We start from the raw sequence: 17,008 nt of genomic DNA, 5'->3' as shown, positions 1-17,008 counted from the left end.
GGTCCAAGCCGGTGAAGACCACCGGCCTCCACGTCGGCGATGCCGCCCCCGGCGTCAAGAAGCACGACCCGATCCTCATCGCCGACGGCGTCAAGCGCACCTTCGGCGGCCTCACCGCCGTCGACGTCGAGCACGTCGAGATCCCCCGCGGCGCCATCACGGCGCTCATCGGGCCGAACGGCGCCGGCAAGACGACCTTCTTCAACCTGCTGACGGGCTTCGACAAGCCCGACACCGGCACGTGGTCGTTCGACGGGCGCGCGCTCGCGCACGTGCCCGCCTACCGGGTCGCCCGCATGGGCCTGATCCGCACGTTCCAGCTCACGAAGTCCCTCGCCCTGCTCTCGGTGATGGACAACATGAAGCTCGGCGCGAAGGACCAGGTCGGCGAGAACCTCTTCCGCTCCCTCATCCCGTCGCTCTGGCGCAAGCAGGACGCCGCGATCGAGGAGAAGGCGCTCGAGATCCTCGCGCGCTTCAAGCTCGACGCCAAGAAGGACGACTACGCGGCGAGCCTCTCCGGCGGGCAGCGCAAGCTCCTCGAGATGGCGCGGGCGCTCATGAGCGACCCGACGCTCGTCATGCTCGACGAGCCGATGGCCGGCGTGAACCCGGCGCTCACGCAGTCGCTGCTCGACCACATCCTCAACCTGAAGGCCCAGGGCATGACCGTGCTGTTCGTCGAGCACGACATGCACATGGTCCGGCACATCGCCGACTGGGTGATCGTGATGGCCGAGGGCAAGGTCGTCGCCGAAGGCGACCCGCACACGGTGATGGAGGACCCGGCGGTGATCGACGCCTATCTCGGCGCCCACCACGACACCGACCTCGGCTCCACCGACACCGGTCACGTCGAAGCACTGAAGGAGCTCCTCGATGACGAACAGTAGTCCTGCCCCGTCCGTCGCAGAGCCGCCCGCCGGCGAGCTCGTCGTCGAGGTGCGCGACGTCGTCGCCGGGTACCTGCCGGGGGTGAACATCCTCAACGGATGCTCGCTCACGGCGGCCCAGGGCGAGCTCATCGGCATCATCGGCCCGAACGGCGCCGGCAAGTCGACCCTGCTGAAGTCGATCTTCGGTCTCGTGAAGGTGCGCGAGGGCGGCATCTTCCTGCACGGCGAGGAGATCACGAACCTCAAGGCGAACAAGCTCGTCGCCCAGGGCGTCGGCTTCGTGCCGCAGACGAACAACGTGTTCCCCTCACTCACGATCCAGGAGAACCTCGAGATGGGGATCTTCCTGAAGCCGAAGGGCCTCAAGGAGCGCCTCGAGTTCGTCACCGAGATCTTCCCCGAGCTCGGCAAGCGCCTCGGCCAGCGGGCCGGTTCGCTGTCGGGCGGTGAACGGCAGATGGTCGCCATGTCGCGCGCACTCATGATGGGGCCGCACGTGCTGCTCCTCGATGAGCCGAGCGCCGGGCTCTCCCCCGTCCGTCAGGACGAGGCCTTCCTGCGCGTGAAGGAGATCAACCGTGCCGGCGTGACGACCATCATGGTCGAGCAGAACGCCCGCCGCTGCCTGCAGATCTGCGACCGCGGCTACGTGCTCGATCAGGGTCGCGACGCCTACACCGGCACCGGCCGCGAACTGCTCAACGACCCGAAGGTCATCGGCCTCTACCTCGGCACCCTCGGGCAGGACGAGGAGTAGCCGCAGGCGAACGGCGAAGGGGCGGATGCTGCGGCATCCGCCCCTTCGCCGTTCCCGCGCCGGGCGGGCGGTGAGCGATGAGCATCGTCCGCATGCGACACGGGTGGATCACGACGCTGCGCCGCGACGGCAGCCCTCGGACGTCGCGCGTGTGGTTCGTCGAGCAGGGTGGGATGCCGCCGATCCCGCCGTCGACGGACCGGGTGCCCATCATCCGACTCGACTCGACGGCGTGAAGCAGTCCTCGGGCGGCACGGCCGTCTCAGAGACCCGCTCCGGCCTGAGGTGCAAGGTGCGCCACCGTCGCTCCACACGGGCCTCTCCGGGCCGCTCGCCGGCCGCGAGGGCGATCGCCATGGGGCACGTTCCCGGGCACGGGAAAGGGCCCCGGCCGAAGCCGGGGCCCTTCACCTTCGCGCGTTGGATCAGCCGTCGCCGATGCGCTCGTAGGTGTTGTCGTCGAGGTACTGGAAGATACCGATCGTCGCCTCGGTGGGGTCGCCGTTCTCGTCGAACGTGATCGGACCCGACGGTCCGTCGTAGTCGATCTGCTGACCCTCGGCGAGGAGCGCGACGCCCTCTTCGTACGTCGTGACCTTCTCGCCGTCGCCGGTGCCGCCCGAGACCTGCTGGAGGTACTTGGCGATCTCGGCTCCGTCGGTGCTGTTGGCCGCGTAGGCCGCGAGCGCCAGCAGCACGACGGCGTCGTAGGACTCGGCCGCGTAGCTGTAGTCGGTCAGCTCGGGGTCGACGGCGAGCAGGCGGTCGGTGAAGTCACCGAGCGTGCCCGTGTCGAGGCCCGGGAGCGTGCCCTTCGAGCCGGCCACGAGGCCCGGCGCGAAGTCGGCGCTGTAGTCGGACAGGTTGCCGTCGACGAAGTAGAGCTGGTCGCCGGGGTAGCCCGAGCCGACGAGGGCCGGCGTGATGATCTTGGCCTGGTCGAACGTGATCAGCGCGATCGCGTCGGGGTTGGCCGCCGTGACCTCAGAGATCTGCGCGTCGAAGCTCGAGTCGCCCTCGTTGAAGAGCGCCTCGGCGACGACCTCGCCACCGGCCGCCTCGAAGGCGTCCTTGGTGAACTGCGCGAGACCGGTGCCGTACGAGTCGTTCAGCACGATGAGGCCGAGGGTGGCGTTGCCGTCCTCGGCGATCAGGTTGCCGAGCACCTCACCCTGCAGCACATCGGACGGAGCCGTGCGCCAGTACAGACCGTTGTCGTTGTAGTCGGTGAAGTCGGCCGAGGTGTTCGCGGGCGAGAATTGGATGACGCCCGCCGCCACGATCTGGTCGATGACGGTCTTCGAGACACCCGACGACGCGGCGCCGATGATGCCCGAGACGTCCTGCGAGAGGAGGTCGGTCACGGAGACCGTCGCGGTGTCGGTCGTGGTGTCGCCCGAGTCGCGGAAGACGATCTCGACGCCGAGGCCAGAGTCTGCGGCGTTGACGTCGTCGGCACCGAGCTGGACACCCGCTTCTTCGGGCGGGCCGAGGAATGCGAGCGCACCACTCTGCGGCAGGATCGTTCCGAGCTTGAGCGCGAGGTCGCGCTCGCCCTCGGCGATGGGCAGGGCGTCACCGGCGTCCGTGGCCGGTTCGGATTCGGCAGGGGCCGGGGCACCCGTGCTGCACGCAGTGAGGAGGAGGGCACTGACGCCGGCGATGGCGACACCCGTCCAGGCTGCGCGAGCCGAGCGCGAGGCCGTGGCCTTCGCGAATACGCTCATGTTGCTCCTTGGGACTGAAGGAATTGGTACACAATGCAGCGCCGTGGTGACGCCGTTGTCTGACAGTATTCCGGGGCATCGGCGGAAACAAGTCACCCCGGTCACAACCCGGTAACACCCGGTCGGATTGTTATCTCACCGACACCCTTCAGCGGTTCTACGCACGGAATCCGCGTCATCCTGCGTCATCATGCGCGGAATCCGCAGTAGGGACGACGACTCAGACCGGCTCGGCGACGACCCGCTTCGAGGCTCGTCGAGCGCCGCGGATCAAGTCGACCGTCAGCACGGCGAGGGCCGCCCACACGAGCGCGAAGCCGACCCATCGCTCGGGAGGCATCGGCTCGCCGAGCAGCACGACGCCGACGAGGAATTGGATGAACGGCGCGAAGTACTGGATGAACCCCATGTAGATCAGGGGCAGCCGGCGCGATGCCGCCGCGAACAGCAGCAGCGGCACGGCCGTGACCGCGCCGGCGCCGAGCAGCAGCACCGTGTGCCACGTGCCTTCCGTGCCCATCGTGAGCCCGGTGGTCGCGGCGACCCACCACAGCTGCACCGCGGCGAGCGGCGCGAGCCACAGCGTCTCGAGCGTCAGGCCCGAGACGGCGTCGACCCGCGGACCGACCCGCTTCTTGATGAGCCCGTAGAAGCCGAACGAGAAGGCGAGCAGGAGCGCGATCCACGGGAACTGCCCGTGACCGACGGCGAGCACCACGACCGCGACGATGCTGATGCCGACCGCGACCCACTGCGTCGTGTTCAGCCGCTCGCGCAGCACGAGCACGCCGAGGAAGACGGTCACGATCGGGTTGATGAAGTACCCGAGCGAGGCTTCGACGACCTGCTCCGAGACCGCCGCGTAGACGTAGGTCTGCCAGTTGACGAAGATGAGCGCGCCCGCAGCGGCCATCGTGAACAGCACTCGCCGGTCGCGGAGCAGGGCGAAGAACGCGCCCCATCCGCGCGTCACCGTGATGAGCAGCGCGCAGAAGACCAGCGAGAGCAGGATGCGCCACGCGACGATCTCGAGCGAGCCGGTGGGCGCGAGCGCGATGAAGTAGATGGGGAGGAATCCCCAGAGCAGGTAGGAGGAGATCGCATACCCGAGTCCCGGCCTGCTGATGCCCGCCTGCGTCGTCGCGGCAGGGCTGTCAGGGCGGGGATTCACCGATACAGACTACGCCCGCGCGCCTCGATGGCCAACGCTGCCGACGGCGCAGACGCAGAACGGCCCGGATGCAGCGCATCCGGGCCGTTCTGGAAGGGTCGAGTCGCTCAGCGAACGACGACCGCGAGCACGTCACGGGCCGAGAGGACGAGGAAGTCCTCGCCGCCGAACTTGACCTCGGTGCCGCCGTACTTCGAGTAGATCACCTTGTCGCCGACGGCGACGTCGAGCGGGACGCGGTTGCCGTTGTCGTCGATGCGGCCGGGGCCGACCGCCACGACCTCGCCCTCCTGGGGCTTCTCCTTGGCGGTGTCGGGGATCACGAGGCCCGACGCGGTGGTCTGCTCGGCCTCGACCTGCTTGATGACGATGCGATCCTCGAGCGGCTTGATGGAAACCGACACGGTTGCCCCTATCTCTCTGATGAAGAAAATGTCTTGCGAAGACTGATTAGCAGCCTCTGAGTGAGAGTGCTAAGCCGAGTCTAGGCGCGTTTTGGCACTCGTGCAACGTGAGTGCCAGTCCGTTCACGCGGGGCGAACACGACGGTCGGATGCCCCGCGCAATCGCCGCTCGGCGGCCGCTCGCCGCGGTGCTAGCGTGGCCGGGTGGAACGCTCCGAGCTCGTCGAACTCCTCTCCCCCGAGGGGCTGCGGCTCCTCGACGGCCTCCCCGAATGGGACTCGAAGGCCGACATCGTGAAGACCGTCGCCGCGCTCCGCCGCCAGGGGCATCCGGCGTCGCTCGTCGCCACCGTGCTCAGCCAGGCGAAGCTCCGGGCGAAGGCCTCCGCGAAGTTCGGGCCGTTCGCCGCGCGCATGCTCTTCACCGAGGCCGGGCTCGAGCAGGCGACCCGGCTGCAGGTCGCCGCGCTCCACGCCGGTCGGTTCTCACGCGCCGGGGTGCAGCACGTCGCCGACCTCGGCTGCGGCATCGGCGGAGACGCCCTGGCCATGGCCGCGATCGACCTCGAGGTCACCGCCGCCGAAGCCGACGAGGTCACGGCCGCGATCGCGGCCTACAACCTCACCCCGTTCCCGCACGCCCGCGTGCTGCACGAGCGCGCCGAGGACGTCGCGCTCGGCGGCATCGGCGGTGTCTGGCTCGATCCGGCGCGGCGCACCACCTCGGGCGGCACCACGACGCGCATCGCCGACGCGTCGGCGTACTCGCCGAGCCTCGACTTCGCGTTCGGGCTCGCCGACCGGCTGCCGGTGGGCGTCAAGCTCGGGCCGGGCACCGACCGCGACGTGATCCCCGCAGGTGCGGAGGCGCAGTGGGTCTCCGTTGACGGCGACGTGGTCGAACTCGGCGTCTGGCTCGGCGCGCTCGCGCGGCCGGGCATCGGCCGCTCGGCGCTCGTCATCCGCGGCGAGCTCGCGCACGAGCTCACGGCGGCGGCCGACTCGGCCGACGCCCACGACGGCCCGCTCGGCGACTATCTCTACGAGCCCGACGGCGCGGTCATCCGGGCTCGCCTCATCGGCGATCTCGCCCGGGCGAACGGCGCCTGGATGCTGAGCCAGGGCATCGCCTATCTCACGGCCGACACCGCGTTCGAATCGCCGTTCGCCCGCGGGTTCCGGGTGATCGAGCGCCTGCCTGCCGATGAGCGCGGACTGCGTCAGACGCTGCACGCGCGGGGCGTCGGCACCCTCGAGATCAAGAAGCGCGGGGTCGACGTCGACCCCGCCGCGCTCCGCACTCGCCTGAAGCTGAAGGGCTCCGAGCGGGCCACCATCGTGCTCACCCGCGAGCAGGGGCGACATGTGACGCTGCTCGTCGAACGGATCTGATCGACCTCATCGAAGGCAGCGGGAGATTCGAGGCGGCGCCGCTGAGGATCAGGTCGGCAGCGCGCCGAACACGATCGCGTAGTAGCCGATCCAGAGCGCAGAGAAGACGAGCCCGCCGAGGCCGGTCCCGATGCCGATGAACGCGAGCGTCCGCCCGTGCTCCTCACGGCGCAGGCCGAGCACGCCGAAGACGATGGCCGCGATCGAGAGTGGCAGCATCCACCCGACGAACAGCGACGCGGTCGCGCCGATGATGCCCGTGACCGCGGCGACCCAGCTGTACGCGCGGCGCTGCTGCAGCGCCTCCACGACTTCGCTCGGGTCGTACTCGGGCCGATGCACCACGAGCAGCTGCCCGGTCGAGATGCGCCGGAGCTGCCCGGTGTCGACGGGCACGTCGAACTCGCGCACGGCCGGGTCGGCGCGCAGCGTCGGTTCGGCGGGGCGGTAGGGCGCGAGCGGGTCGTCGAACACGGTCCCGCCCTCGGCCGGCCGGTGCGCCGGCATCGACTCGAGCGGTGATTCGGCCGTGGCACCGTTCGGCGATCCGCCGGCCGGTTCGTCAGGCTCGAGCCGGTCGGGCGCGGGTGCGGCCCCGCCCGTCGCATCGCCGCCTGCGCGCGACCGGTCGTCAGAGTCGCCGGGACGGGCAGAGGGAGCCCCGCCGTTCGGCGGGACTCCCTCTGCTTCAGCCATGTCGGCGCTCACGTTCGACTCGTCGTACCGAAGTCGAGGCTCAGTACCCGGCCGAGCTGCTCGCGGCCGCGAGGATCACGAACAGCAGGATGATCCCGATCCACAAGAGGCTCAGCGCGATGCCGGCGAAGCCGGTGATGATGCCCGTGAGCCAGAACCCCTTCGCCTCGGGCTCCTTCTTCTTGCCCATGAACCCGAGCACGACCGCGGCGATCGAGAACAACGCCCCGAGACCGTAGAAGAAGCTGCCGAAGATGCCGACGATGCCGCCGATCATCGAGATGATGCTCAGCGTCGGAGTCGGCTTCGCCTGCGGCGCGTAGGCCGGGTAGGCCGGAGCGCCGTAGGCGGGCTGCGCACCTGCGGGAGCGCCGTAGCCGGGAGCACCGTAGCCGGGAGCAGCGGGCGCACCGTAGGCCGGCGGTGCCGGCGGCGTCGGCTGTCCGTAGCCCGGCGCGGGTGCACCGTACGCCGGCGGTGCCGGCGGAGCCGGAGGCTCGGGCGCGGCCGGCGGCTCCGGCGCCGAGGGCACCTCGGGCGTCGGCGCGTCGGGAACGCCGGGCTCGGGCACGCCGGCGCTCTCGTCGGGGGTGTTCGGATCACTCATGGCGTTCCTTCTCCGTCAGAACCGCGCACCTGTCGCGGTCAGTACGTCGTCGAGATGTTGGGGTTCGAGGCGACGAAGACGGCCGCGATGATCCAGAAGACGATGACGATGATCCCGACCACGAGGCCGATGTAGCCGAGGATGAGGCCGGCGATCGCGAGGCCGCGGCCCTGCTCGCCGGTCTTCTTGATCTGTCCGAGCGCGATGTGCCCGGTGATGACCGCGACGAGCGAGACGAAGAACGCCGAGACGAGCGAGACGATCGCGAGCACGTTGGTCTTGGTCGAGGCGGGAGCACCGTAGGCGGGCGCGGCGTAGGCCGGCGCGGCCGGGGCGGCCGGCGGCGTGCCGTACGCGGGAGCGGCCGGGGCTGCGGGAGCGGCCGGGGGCACGGGCGGGACGGCGCCGGCGGGCTGCTCGGGAGTGTTCGGGTCGGTCACGGTGGTTCCCCTCGATGCTGTGAGTACGCGTTCCCTCGGGATGAGTGAGCGCTCCGGGCGCGCACGATCGACGCCGCACTCCGGTGATTTCGTCCCCACACTATCGCGCAAGGGCCCCGCTGCACAGGATTCGGGCGTCACACGACCTGGATGTCGGTCACCGGAAGCGTCGAGTCGGCGCCGAAGCCGAGCTCGGACGGCGCGCGACCGGCCATGACGAGCTGCGCGCCGAGGGCCGCGATCATCGCACCATTGTCGGTGCAGAGCGAGAGCGGCGGGATGCGCAGCGCGATGCCCGCGGCCTCCGCCCGCTCGGCGGCCACCTCGCGCAGGCGCGCGTTCGCGATGACCCCGCCGCCGAGGAGGAGCCGCGGCACGCCGAGTTCGGTGCACGCGTCGATCGCCTTCGCGACCAGCACGTCGACGACCGCCTCGCGGAAGCTCGCGGCGACATCGGCGATCGGCACGGGCTCGCCCGCGGTCTCGCGCTGCTCGACCCAGCGGGCGACGGCGGTCTTCAGCCCCGAGAAGCTGAAGTCGTAGCGGTGTGCCACGAGGTCCTTCGGTCGGGTGAGCCCCCGAGGGAAGCGGATCGCCTTCGGATCGCCGCCCACCGCGGCGCGGTCGATCTCGGGGCCGCCCGGGTAGGGCAGGCCGAGCACGCGCGCGACCTTGTCGAAGGCCTCGCCGGCGGCGTCGTCGATCGTCTCGCCGAGCAGTTCGACGTCGGAGACGAGATCGCGCACGAGCAGGAGGGAGGTGTGCCCGCCGGAGACGAGCAACGCCACCGTCGGCGTCTCGAGCGGGTCCGCCGTGTCGAGGAGATCGGCGCCGACGTGTCCGACGAGGTGGTTCACCGCGTAGATGGGGACGCCCTGCGAGAGGGCGAGCGCCTTCGCCGCCCCGACGCCGACCATGAGCGCACCGGCGAGGCCGGGTCCGCTCGTGACGGCGACCGCATCGATCTCGTCGAGGGTGACGGATGCCTCGGCGAGCGCCGCACGGATCGTGGGGCCCATCGCCTCGAGGTGCGCGCGGGCCGCGACCTCGGGCACGACGCCGCCGTAGCGGGCGTGCTCGTCCATCGAGGAGGCGATGGTGTTCGCGAGCAGCGTCGTGCCGCGCACGATCCCCACGCCGGTCTCGTCGCAGGAGGTCTCGATCCCGAGGATGAGCGGCTCACGGGTGTTCATCGGGCAGCCCCTCCGATCGTCGTGCCGTCGGCGCTGCCCGCGGGCCTCGTGACGGCCGGGGGCACGGCGAGCTGCATCATGATCGCGTCGACCCCGTGCCGGTAGTACCCGCGACGCACGCCGATCTCGACGAAGCCGAGCGACTCGTACAGCGAACGGGCGATCGGGTTGTCGGACCGCACCTCGAGGAAGAGCTGTGCGACCCCCCGGCGCCGGGACTCGGTGATGAGCGCATGCATGAGCCCGCGACCGAGCCCGATCCCGCGCGCGGCGGGATCGACGGCGATCGTCTGGATGTCTCCCTGGTCGCCCCCCGAGGGCGCCAGCAGGCCGGCGTAGCCGAGCAACGGCGGCCACGCGGCATCCGACTCGTCGTGCCGGTCTTCGGATGCCCCGTCGGCGACCTCGGACGCGCCGCCCGCCTCGCCCGACGCCTGACGCGAGGCGAGCTCGTCGTCGACCGCGACGAGGTAGTACCCGTGGGGGCTCTCGAGCTCGCGGCGCATCGCGTCTTCGGGCCACGCGTCGTCGGTGAACGTCGCGCGCTCGAGCCGCATGATCGCGTCGAGGTCGCCGAGCCTGGCACGGCGCATGAACACGCTCATTGCAGCACCCGCTTGCCTGCCGAGGGGGTGACGTCGGGCGCACGGAGGTAGAGGGGCGCGTCGGCGGCGATCGGCAGACGACCGGCGGCATAGGCGAGCTCGGCCACGAGGCCCACGGCGCCGGCCGAGACGACGGTCGCCTCGAATCGGATGCCACGTGGCTCGGGCAGGGCGTCGCGCGGAGCCAGCTCGGGTCCGCTCACCCGAACGGGGAGCCCTGCTTCGTCGAGCCCCTCGTACTCGGAGACCGCGAACTCCCGGCGCCGCGCGTCGGTGACGACCTGCAGCGGGCCGGTCTCCCCCGCGGTGTACCGCGACCAGGCGATCGCGTCGTGGCTCGGTACCGGCACGAAGGGGCGGGCGATACCGAGGGCGAAGGCGTGCGCCGCGGCGATGCCGACCCGGAGGCCGGTGAACGGCCCCGGGCCCATGCCGGCGGCGACGCCGGAGAGGCGATCGGGGGCGATGCCGGCCTCGTCGAGCGCATCGCGGATGAACCCGCCGATCACCTCGGCGTGGCGCATGGTGTCGTCGGTGCCGGTCTCGGCGAGGACGCGCAGTTCGCCGCTCACGGCGTCGCGATCGACGATCGCGACACTCGTGCCCGTCGAGGTGTCGATCGCGAGGAGCATGGGATCAAGCCTACGCCGAGACGGCGTACGGGGTGCCCGCCCACCGGGGTCCGATGCCGCGCACGGTGACGGTGCGCGGCTCGTCGGCGTCGAGCTCGTCGTCGCCGGCCTGCTCGCCGTCGGTCTGCTCGCCGTCGGCCTCGCCTCGCGCCTCGCTCGCACCGGTCGGGCGTTCGATCACGATCTCGAGCCGCGAGTCGCTGAGCTCCTCGACGAGGCCGGCGCCCCACTCGACGACGACGACCGAGCGTGCGACGTCGAGATCGAGGTCGTCGACGAGTGCCGCCTCGCCGAGCCGGTAGGCGTCGACGTGGATGAGCGGCGGGCCGTCGCCGAGGTTCGGGTGGGTGCGGGCGATGACGAACGTCGGGCTCTGCACGGGGCCGCGCACGCCGAGGCCCGCGCCGATGCCACGGGTGAGGGTGGTCTTCCCGGCGCCGAGCGGCCCGGTGAGCACGAGGAGGTCGCCCGGGCGGAGCCCGCCCCCGAGGTCGCGGCCGAACTCGGCCAGGTCTTCCGCGGTGTCGAACGTCGCCGTCAGCGTCATGACCGCACCTCGGCGACGTCGTCGACCGCGGCGGCGCCGCCGCCGACGTATCGCCGCGGCACGCGCGGACCGATGCGGGTGACGATCTCGTAGCCGATCGTGCCGGCGGCCGCGCCCCACTCGTCGGCGGTGGGCGCACCGGTGGCCGGGTCGCCGAAGAGCACGACCTCGTCGCCGACTGCCACCTCGTCGTCGCCGACATCGACGATGAACTGGTCCATGGCGATGCGCCCCACGACGGACCGCCGGCGTCCGGCGATGAGCACGTCGGCGCCGTTGCCCGAGGCCTGCCGCGGTACCCCGTCGGCATAGCCGAGCGGCACGAGGGCCAGGGTGCTGGCGTGCTCGGCATGCCAGATGTGGCTGTACGAGGCGCCCGTGCCCGCCTCGACGCGGCGCACCGCCGCGACCCGCGCGCGCAGCGTCATCACCGGGGTGAGGCCGAGCTCGGTCGAGGTGGTGCCGTCGCCGAACGGCGTGAGCCCGTACATGCCGATCCCGATGCGGACGGCGTCGTAGCGGGCGCCCGGGTCGCGCAGCGCCTGCTCGGTCGAGGCGATGTGCCGGATCCGCGGGGCGAGTCCGGCGGCGCGCGCGTCGGCGAGGGCGCGCTCGAAGGCGTCGACCTGGGCTGCGTCGACCTCGCGGGAGGTGTTCGCGAAGTGGCTGAAGATCCCGACCACGTCGACCAGTCCGTCGCGCTCGAGGCCCGCAGCGACGGCGACGACCTCGGCCCATTCGGCCTCGGGCACGCCGTTGCGACTGAGGCCGGTGTCGATCTTGAGATGCACCCGGGCCGATGCGCCGACGCCGTCGGCCACGACGGATGCCGCGGCCTCCGCTGCGCGATCGAGCTGCACACGACTCGAGATGCCGAGCTCGATGCCGGCGTGCACGGCACGGGCGAAGTCGGGGTCGGGCCCGTGCAGCCAGGCGAGCACGGGGGCGTCGATACCGGCCTCGCGCAGCTCGTGCGCCTCGTCGAGATCGGCGACGCCGAGGCGCGTGGCACCGCCCGCGAGGGCCGCGCGCGCCGCGGCGACCGCGCCGTGACCGTAGGCGTCGGCCTTCACCACGGCGATGATCTCGGCCGGCGCCATGCGCGCGGCGAGGGTGCGCACGTTGCCCGCGAGCGCGTCGAGATCGACGATGGCTTCGCGGAACGGCAGCCCCGCGGCATCCCGCCCCGTCATCGCCCGTTCGCCTTCTCGAGCACGACGAAGGCGCTCGCGATGCCCGCGTCGTGACTCATCGAGAGGTGCACCCGGTCGATGCCGAGCTCGGCGACGTGCCGGGCGAGCGCTCCAGAGAGCGCGAAGTCGGGGTTGCCCTCGGCGTCCTGCACGATCTGCATGTCGTGCCAGCGGATCACGGCGTGGCCGCCGAGCGCCTTGATGAGCGCCTCCTTCGCGGCGAAGCGTGCGGCGAGCGAGCGCGCCGGACGATCACGTTCGCTCTCGGCGAACAAGCGCTCGAGGAGCGCGGGGGTCCGGGTGATCGAGCGCTCGAAGCGCCCGATGTCCACGACGTCGATGCCGATGCCGGCGATCACGCGGCCCCCGCGCCCGTGATCACTCGACCGTCACCGACTTCGCGAGGTTGCGCGGCTGGTCGACGTCGAGCCCCTTCGCCTGCGAGAGCTCCATCGCGAAGATCTGCAGCGGCACGACCGCGAGCAGCGGCTCGAAGAGCGGGCTCGCGAGCGGGATGCGCACGACCTCGTCGGCGAACGGCAGCACCGCGGCGTCGCCGGCCTCGGCGATCGCGATGACGCGGGCGCCTCGGGCGCGGATCTCCTGGATGTTGGAGACGACCTTCGGGTGCAGGCTCCGGTCGTGGCGCGGGCTCGGCACGACGACGAACACCGGCAGTCCGGGCTCGATGAGCGCGATCGGGCCGTGCTTCAGCTCGCCGGCGGCGAATCCCTCGGCGTGGATGTAGGCGAGCTCCTTGAGCTTCAGCGCGCCCTCGAGCGCGATCGGGTACCCGACGTGGCGGCCGAGGAAGAGCACCGAGCGAGTGTCGGCCATCCAATGGGCGAGCTGCGCGACCTTGCCGGCCTCGCCGAGCACCTGCTCGATCTTCTCGGGCACCGCGGTCAGCTCGGCGAGCTGCGCCGCGAGCTCGGCCTCGCCGAGCGTGCCGCGCACGCGCGCGAGATGCAGGCCGAAGAGGTAGAGCGCCGTGATCTGCGCGACGAACGCCTTCGTCGAGGCGACCGCGACCTCCGGTCCGGCGTGGGTGTAGACCACCGCGTCGGACTCGCGCGGAATCGTGGCTCCCTGCGTGTTGCAGATCGAGATCGTGCGTGCGCCCTGTTCGCGGGCGTACTTGACCGCCATGAGCGTGTCCATCGTCTCGCCCGACTGGCTGATCGAGACGACGAGCGTGTCGGCGTCGAGCACCGGCTCGCGGTAGCGGAACTCGTGGCTGAGCTCGACCTCGACCGGGATCCGCGCCCACTGCTCGATCGCGTACTTCGCGACCATGCCGGCGTAGGAGGCGGTGCCGCAGGCGATGACGGTGATGCGACGGATGCCACGGAGCTCGTCGTCTCCGAAGCCCTCGAGCTCGGGGATCACGACGGCACCGTCGACCACGCGGCCGCGGAGCGTGTTGGCGACGGCCTCGGGCTGCTCCGAGACCTCCTTGCGCATGAACGACGACCATCCGCCCTTCTCCGCGGCCGAGGCGTCCCAGGCGACCTCGAAGCTCTCGAACTCGACGGGCTCGCCGGCGAAGTCGGTGACGACGACCTCATCGGCGGTGATCGCGACGATCTGGTCCTGGCCGACGGCGACGGCGCTCTTGGTGTACTCCACGAACGCGGCGACGTCGGAACCGAGGAAGTTCTCGCCCTCGCCGAGCCCGATCACGAGCGGCGAGTTGCGACGAGCGCCGACGACGACGCCGGGCTCGGAACGGTGCACGGCGAGCAGCGTGAAGGCGCCCTCGAGGCGCGAGACGGTGTTGCGGAAGGCCGTGCGGAGGTCGCCCGCTGCACGGTACTCGCGACCGAGGAGCACTGCGGCGACCTCGGTGTCGGTCTCGGACTCGAAGCTGTGCCCCTCGGCGAGGAGCTCCTCTTTCAGCTCGGAGAAGTTCTCGATGATGCCGTTGTGGATGAGCGCGAGGCGCCCCTCGTCGCCGAGGTGCGGGTGCGCGTTGCGGTCGGTCGGCCCGCCGTGGGTGGCCCAACGGGTATGGCCGATGCCGGTTCCGCCGTGATGCAGCGGGTTGCGCTCGAGCTCGTCCGCGAGGACCTTCAGCTTGCCGGCGCGCTTCGCGGTCTCCATGGCGCCGTCGTCGTCGACGACCGCCACCCCCGCCGAGTCGTAGCCACGGTATTCGAGGCGGCGCAGGCCACCCATGAGGACGTCGAGGCTGTTGCGCTCTCCGACGTATCCGACGATTCCACACATGGTGGCGATTCTACTGGCGAACATCTGTGCGCCCGCCCCGAGCGCGAAGCCGACGCCCCGCGCGCCCGCACTACACTGGCACGGTGCCGGATCAGCAGAGCCCGTCGTCGCACCCGACGCAGATCTCGCCGTTCATCGAACTCGACCGAGCCGACTGGGCGGCGCTCGCGCCGTCGATGCCCTCGCCCCTCCGCGAGACCGAGATCGTGCAGTTGCGGGGTCTCGGCGAGCCGCTCGACCCGACCGAGGTGGCCGAGGTCTATCTGCCCCTCAGCCGCCTCCTGAACCTCTACGTCGGCGGCACGAAGTCGCTGCACAAGGTCGCGAGCGAGTTCCTGCGAGAGCGCTTCGAGTCGACGCCGTTCGTGATCGGCGTCGCGGGATCGGTCGCGGTGGGCAAGTCCACGATCGCGCGGCTCCTGCGCGAGCTCCTCGCCCGATGGGAGCACACGCCCCGGGTCGAACTCGTGACGACCGACGGCTTCCTCTTCCCGAACGCCGAGCTCGAGCGCCGGGGGCTCATGGCCCGCAAGGGGTTCCCCGAGTCGTACGACCGCCGCGCCCTCCTTCGCTTCGTGAGCGAGGTGAAGGCGGGCGCCGCCGAGGTCCGGGCCCCCTTCTACTCGCACCTGGCCTACGACATCGTGCCCGACGCGCAGGTGACCGTGCGCCGCCCCGACGTGCTCATCGTCGAGGGGCTCAACGTGCTGCAGCCGCCCGGCCCGGGGCACCGTCTCGCGGTGAGCGATCTCTTCGACTTCACGATCTACGTCGACGCTCGCACGAGCGACATCGCACGCTGGTACGAGGAGCGGTTCCTGAAGCTCCAGCGGGGCGCGTTCGCGAACCCGCGATCGTACTTCCACCGCTACGCCTCGCTCTCGGAGGACGAGGCGAGGCACCGGGCGCGCGAGATCTGGCACTCGATCAACGAGCCGAACCTGCTGCAGAACATCCGGCCGACCCGCTCACGGGCCTCGCTCGTGCTGCGCAAGGGGTCGGACCACGCGGTCTCGAGCGTGCTGCTGCGCAAGCTCTGATCCACCGCGCGGCGACACTGTTTCAGGAAGAGGTGCGCGGTTCAGGACGATTCCGCGGGAATCGTCCTGAACCGCGTGCGTGCTCCTGATCGAGAGCGGTCGCGTGTCAGAGCGCGAGTTCGGCCTTCACCACGTCGGCGAGCGCCGCCGCGTGCCGGTCGGCCGCAGGCTGGTCGGCCGCCTCGACCATCACCCGAACCATGGGCTCGGTGCCGGAGGGGCGCAGGAGCACCCGGCCCGAGTCGCCGAGTTCCGATTCGACCTCGGTCACGGCTTCGGCGATCCGCGCGTTCTCGCCGAGCCGGTGGTGGTCGACGCCGCGCACGTTCACGAGCACCTGGGGGTACACCGTCATCACCGAGGCGAGCTCGGCGAGCGTCTTGCCGGTGCGCGCCATCTCGGCCACCAGGTGGAGGCCGGTCAGCACGCCGTCACCGGTGGTCGCGTACTCGCTCATGATCACGTGCCCCGACTGCTCGCCGCCGAGGGCGAAGCCGCCCGCGCCGAGCGCCTCGAGCACGTAGCGGTCGCCGACCTTCGTCTCGACGACCTCGATGCCGTGCTCGGCCATCGCGCGCTTCAGGCCGAGGTTCGACATGACCGTGACGACGAGCGTGTCGTCGGTGAGCTTCCCTCGCTCCTTCATCGAGACCGCGAGGATCGCCATGATCATGTCGCCGTCGACGATGTTGCCGTCGGCGTCGACCGCGAGACAGCGGTCGGCGTCGCCGTCGTGAGCGATGCCCACGTCGGCGCCGTGCGCGAGCACGGCGGCCTGCAGCTTGTCGAGGTGCGTCGAACCGACGCCGTCGTTGATGTTGATGCCGTCGGGGTCGGCGCCGATGACGACGAGTTCTGCGCCCGCGTCAGCGAAGGTCTGGGGCGAGACGCCGGCTGCCGCACCGTGGGCGCAGTCGAGCACGACCTTGATGCCGTCGAGGCGGTTGGGCAGCGTGCCGAGCAGGTGCACGACGTAGCGGTCTTCGGCATCGGCGAAGCGGCGGATGCGGCCGACGCCGTCGCCGACCGGCGCCAGCTTCTGCTTGCCGAGGTAGGACTCGATGCGGTCCTCGACCTCGTCGGGCAGCTTGGTGCCGCCGAAGGAGAAGAACTTGATGCCGTTGTCGGGCGCCGGGTTGTGCGACGCCGAGATCATGACGCCGAAGTCGGCCTTGATCGAGTCGATGAGGAAGGCGGTCGCGGGGGTCGGGATGACCCCGGCGTCGAGCACGTCGACACCGGAGCTCGCGAGACCCGCGGAGACCGCGGCGGTGAGGAACTCACCGGAGACGCGGGGGTCGCGCGCGACGACGGCGACGGGCCGCCGACCGGCGGCGCGGTTCTCGTCGGCGTGGCGACCCTGCGTGAGGACGGCCGCAGCCGCCTGGGAGAGGCCCAGGGCCAGGTCAGCCGTGAGTTCACGGTTGGCCAGGCCCCGGACCCCGTCCGTTCCGAAAAGCCGAGGCATACGGATTCGCG

Annotated in this window: 19 protein-coding genes; 5 read left to right on the top strand and 14 right to left on the bottom strand. The window is 71.0% G+C overall.

All coding sequences use genetic code 11. The annotated features are described in order from the left end of the window. The first annotated feature begins 11 nt into the window (after positions 1-11). From GQQ93_RS05735 to GQQ93_RS05725, 3 genes are all read left to right on the top strand, one after another. Entirely contained in the window at positions 12-893 is an 882-nt protein-coding gene (locus tag GQQ93_RS05735; RefSeq protein ID WP_343032741.1) for an ABC transporter ATP-binding protein, read from the top strand. Next, positions 880-1,653, top strand: a complete 774-nt coding sequence (locus tag GQQ93_RS05730) for an ABC transporter ATP-binding protein (RefSeq protein WP_157423253.1) — start codon at positions 880-882, stop codon at positions 1,651-1,653. Before GQQ93_RS05735 ends, GQQ93_RS05730 begins: the two co-directional genes overlap by 14 nt. 92 nt (positions 1,654-1,745) lie before the next feature. Then, a complete protein-coding gene (locus GQQ93_RS05725; protein ID WP_157423252.1) occupies positions 1,746-1,889 on the top strand; it encodes a hypothetical protein in 144 nt (47 codons plus the stop codon). Between the two features lie 189 nt (positions 1,890-2,078). On the opposite strand, the gene GQQ93_RS05720 is transcribed toward GQQ93_RS05725, so the two are convergent. The 3 genes from GQQ93_RS05720 to groES all read right to left on the bottom strand — a co-directional run bounded on the left by GQQ93_RS05720 (position 2,079) and on the right by groES (position 4,955). Continuing rightward, positions 2,079-3,380 carry an ABC transporter substrate-binding protein gene (locus GQQ93_RS05720; RefSeq protein WP_157423251.1) on the bottom strand — a complete coding sequence of 434 codons (1,302 nt, stop codon included), beginning with the start codon at positions 3,378-3,380 and terminating at the stop codon, positions 2,079-2,081. Positions 3,381-3,600: 220 nt separating this feature from the next. After that, on the bottom strand, positions 3,601-4,551 hold the full coding sequence (gene rarD / locus GQQ93_RS05715; protein ID WP_376863068.1) for an EamA family transporter RarD: 951 nt from the start codon (positions 4,549-4,551) through the stop codon (positions 3,601-3,603). A gap of 107 nt (positions 4,552-4,658) precedes the next feature. After that, a complete protein-coding gene (gene groES, locus GQQ93_RS05710; protein WP_022889766.1) occupies positions 4,659-4,955 on the bottom strand; it encodes a co-chaperone GroES in 297 nt (98 codons plus the stop codon). A 204-nt stretch (positions 4,956-5,159) separates the two neighbouring features. On the opposite strand from groES, the gene GQQ93_RS05705 reads away from it, so the two are divergent. Further along, positions 5,160-6,347, top strand: a complete 1,188-nt coding sequence (locus GQQ93_RS05705) for a class I SAM-dependent methyltransferase (RefSeq protein ID WP_157423250.1) — start codon at positions 5,160-5,162, stop codon at positions 6,345-6,347. A 48-nt stretch (positions 6,348-6,395) separates the two neighbouring features. Here GQQ93_RS05705 and GQQ93_RS05700 read toward each other — a convergent pair whose 3' ends face one another. The 10 genes from GQQ93_RS05700 to glmS form a co-directional block, all read right to left on the bottom strand. After that, complete coding sequence (locus tag GQQ93_RS05700; RefSeq protein ID WP_157423249.1) at positions 6,396-7,043, bottom strand: hypothetical protein; 648 nt, start codon at positions 7,041-7,043, stop codon at positions 6,396-6,398. Positions 7,044-7,083: 40 nt separating this feature from the next. Then, positions 7,084-7,650 (bottom strand): DUF4190 domain-containing protein, encoded by a 567-nt coding sequence (locus GQQ93_RS05695; RefSeq protein ID WP_157423248.1) that lies wholly within the window; start codon positions 7,648-7,650, stop codon positions 7,084-7,086. A gap of 38 nt (positions 7,651-7,688) precedes the next feature. Further along, complete coding sequence (locus tag GQQ93_RS05690) at positions 7,689-8,090, bottom strand: DUF4190 domain-containing protein (protein ID WP_157423247.1); 402 nt, start codon at positions 8,088-8,090, stop codon at positions 7,689-7,691. Between the two features lie 137 nt (positions 8,091-8,227). Further along, entirely contained in the window at positions 8,228-9,283 is a 1,056-nt protein-coding gene (gene tsaD, locus GQQ93_RS05685; RefSeq protein ID WP_157423246.1) for a tRNA (adenosine(37)-N6)-threonylcarbamoyltransferase complex transferase subunit TsaD, read from the bottom strand. Beyond that, positions 9,280-9,888, bottom strand: a complete 609-nt coding sequence (locus GQQ93_RS05680) for a GNAT family N-acetyltransferase (protein ID WP_157423245.1) — start codon at positions 9,886-9,888, stop codon at positions 9,280-9,282. The genes tsaD and GQQ93_RS05680 overlap by 4 nt, the downstream gene beginning before the upstream one ends. Then, on the bottom strand, positions 9,885-10,520 hold the full coding sequence (gene tsaB / locus GQQ93_RS05675) for a tRNA (adenosine(37)-N6)-threonylcarbamoyltransferase complex dimerization subunit type 1 TsaB (RefSeq protein ID WP_157423244.1): 636 nt from the start codon (positions 10,518-10,520) through the stop codon (positions 9,885-9,887). Before tsaB ends, GQQ93_RS05680 begins: the two co-directional genes overlap by 4 nt. Before the next feature lie 10 nt (positions 10,521-10,530). After that, positions 10,531-11,067: a tRNA (adenosine(37)-N6)-threonylcarbamoyltransferase complex ATPase subunit type 1 TsaE gene (gene tsaE, locus GQQ93_RS05670; protein ID WP_157423243.1), complete on the bottom strand. Its 537-nt coding sequence runs from the start codon at positions 11,065-11,067 to the stop codon at positions 10,531-10,533. Further along, entirely contained in the window at positions 11,064-12,260 is a 1,197-nt protein-coding gene (gene alr / locus GQQ93_RS05665) for an alanine racemase (RefSeq protein ID WP_157423242.1), read from the bottom strand. Before alr ends, tsaE begins: the two co-directional genes overlap by 4 nt. Next, positions 12,257-12,619, bottom strand: coding sequence for a holo-ACP synthase (locus tag GQQ93_RS05660; RefSeq protein WP_157423241.1), 363 nt, complete (start codon positions 12,617-12,619; stop codon positions 12,257-12,259). The genes alr and GQQ93_RS05660 overlap by 4 nt, the downstream gene beginning before the upstream one ends. A gap of 19 nt (positions 12,620-12,638) precedes the next feature. Beyond that, positions 12,639-14,489 carry a glutamine--fructose-6-phosphate transaminase (isomerizing) gene (glmS, locus tag GQQ93_RS05655; RefSeq protein WP_157423240.1) on the bottom strand — a complete coding sequence of 617 codons (1,851 nt, stop codon included), beginning with the start codon at positions 14,487-14,489 and terminating at the stop codon, positions 12,639-12,641. Positions 14,490-14,572: 83 nt separating this feature from the next. Between glmS and coaA the strand changes: the two genes are divergently transcribed. After that, complete coding sequence (gene coaA / locus GQQ93_RS05650) at positions 14,573-15,529, top strand: type I pantothenate kinase (protein ID WP_157423239.1); 957 nt, start codon at positions 14,573-14,575, stop codon at positions 15,527-15,529. A gap of 106 nt (positions 15,530-15,635) precedes the next feature. Here coaA and glmM read toward each other — a convergent pair whose 3' ends face one another. Further along, positions 15,636-16,997 (bottom strand): phosphoglucosamine mutase, encoded by a 1,362-nt coding sequence (gene glmM / locus GQQ93_RS05645; protein ID WP_157423238.1) that lies wholly within the window; start codon positions 16,995-16,997, stop codon positions 15,636-15,638. Between the last annotated feature and the right edge of the window lie 11 nt (positions 16,998-17,008).

It is taken from the genome of Agromyces lapidis, assembly GCF_009749405.1.
In the GTDB taxonomy this organism is placed as follows: Bacteria; Actinomycetota; Actinomycetes; order Actinomycetales; family Microbacteriaceae; genus Agromyces; species Agromyces lapidis.
Note: the sequence above shows the minus strand (reverse complement) of the source record. Positions and strands in the feature narration are given on the sequence as shown.